The sequence below is a fragment of the Bacillus sp. JJ1503 genome (assembly GCF_036965125.1).
In the GTDB taxonomy this organism is placed as follows: domain Bacteria; phylum Bacillota; class Bacilli; order Bacillales; family Cytobacillaceae; genus Cytobacillus.
This window is the reverse complement of sequence record NZ_JBALOZ010000137.1, coordinates 1-2052: the sequence shown is the minus strand read 5'-3', so window position 1 is coordinate 2052 and position 2052 is coordinate 1. Positions and strand designations below refer to the sequence as shown.

Sequence of the window (2052 nt, the reverse complement as noted above, 5' to 3'; positions counted from 1 at the left end):
ACAAAATTATTTTTATTGATGTCCCTTCGTTTAATAATTCAGCAATTTCCTTTAATATCCAAATTTCCGAATGGCGATTCTCCAATGTCACCTTTATTCCTCCCAATGGATGTTCCTTCCATTATTATAATACTTTTATGTAGCCTAATCCTTAGTAATTAGAATGAAAATTTATACGACTAAAGTTGTAGTTTTGCCTACCGGTAAAATTAAAGAGCACCGAGGAGTTTATTCCCCCCGGTGCATCCCGTTTCATTATTTTTCTGCAGAATTTATCTTCTTATCAACAATCGCCATGAAATCACTTTTGATTTCCACGAGCTTTTGCTCACTTTCCGTAGAACTTGCCCCATTTACTCCGAAATAAAACTTCATTTTCGGTTCTGTTCCAGAAGGTCTTAAACAAATCCATGTTCCATCCTCAAAATGATATTTAATCACATTTGATTTAGGAAGGCTGATGGATGACTGATCCCCATTGCCTTCAGTTCGAACACCTGTTAAGTAATCCTCAACAGCTGCTACTTTTATTCCAGCTACTTGATTTAGCGGATTAGTACGGAAAGAAGCTAATATTTCTTGAATTTGTTGAGCTCCTTCCTTTCCTTTCAAAGTAATCGATTCAAGACCCTCAAGAAAATAACCGTACTGTTCAAATAGAGATAATAATCCTTCATATAATGTCATCCCTTTTTTCTTATAAAAGGCTGCTGCTTCTGAGGCCAATAAAGCAGCTTGAACGGCATCCTTATCTCGTGCAAAGTCTCCAATTAAATAACCATAGCTCTCTTCATATCCAAATAAAAACTGGTATTCCGCCGTTGCTTCATACTCCTTCATCTTTTCAGCAATAAATTTAAAGCCTGTCAATACATCTACTGTATCAGCGCCAAAAGAGGATGCAATTTTTCTGCCGAGCTCAGATGTGACAATGGTTTTTAAGACTATGCCATTTTCCGGAAGAATGTTCTTTTCTTTTTTCTGTGACAAAATATAATGCAGCAGAACAGCGCCAGTTTGGTTTCCAGTTAAAAGAACAAACTCACCAGATTGATTTCTGACTGCGATTCCAAGTCTATCAGCATCAGGGTCAGTAGCGATTAATAAATCAGCATTCTTCTCTTTTCCAACCTTTATCGCCAATTCAAAGGCTGACTTTTCCTCTGGATTAGGACTTTTCACTGTTGAGAATTCAGGATCTGGAAGTTCTTGTTCGTCTACTACATACACTTGCTTATAATGTAAAGCAGCTAAGGCAGCCCTTACAGGTATATTTCCAGTTCCATGCAGTGGAGTAAAAACAATCTTAAGATCTGTCTCACTCCCTAAGGTAGGATTTTCAGAAATTGCGACCAGCCTCTCTATGTATTTACTGTCAACCTCTTCTCCAATTATTTTAATTAGCCCTTTGTCCATTAAATCAGTTTCATCGTCAATGTTAATTAAAAGTTCATTTTCAATTTCATTTACCTTCGAAATGACGATGTCAGCTAATTTAGGGGGCAGCTGTGATCCGTCAGACCCATATACTTTATAACCATTATATTCAGGCGGATTATGGCTTGCAGTAATAACAATACCTGAGAATGCCTGCAAATACCGAACGGCAAAGGATAACTCAGGTGTAGGTCTCAATTCTTTGAATACGTACGTCTGAATCCCTCTTGTTGCCAGTGTTTTAGCTGCCTCCATGGCAAACTCCTTTGACATATGACGGGAATCATAAGCAATTACAACCCCTTGCGCTTTCGCTTCTGACCCATTTTCTTCTATGTAAGCTGCCAGGCCAGCAGAGGCTTTCCTGACTGTATATATATTCATCCGATTCGTTCCTGCCCCGATTTCTCCTCGCATTCCGCCGGTACCAAACTCTAAGTCTTTATAAAAGGCATCCTCCAGTCGTTTTTCATCTTTTTGAAGCAGTTCCACTTTTAATTTTTGATCTAAACTTTCAAATCCAATCCATCTGTCTGCTTTTTCTTTCCAGTTCACGCTATTCCCTCCCAATAGTAAAAGCGAAATTGCCTCGCCCAGGGGCGACAAGCATAAGAC

General features: G+C 38.7%; 1 protein-coding gene. It reads right to left on the bottom strand.

Annotated elements, in window-relative coordinates; translation table 11 throughout:
• Positions 1-255: 255 nt before the first annotated feature.
• Complete coding sequence (locus V7149_RS11805; RefSeq protein WP_335345826.1) at positions 256-1992, bottom strand: phospho-sugar mutase; 1737 nt, start codon at positions 1990-1992, stop codon at positions 256-258.
• Between the last annotated feature and the right edge of the window lie 60 nt (positions 1993-2052).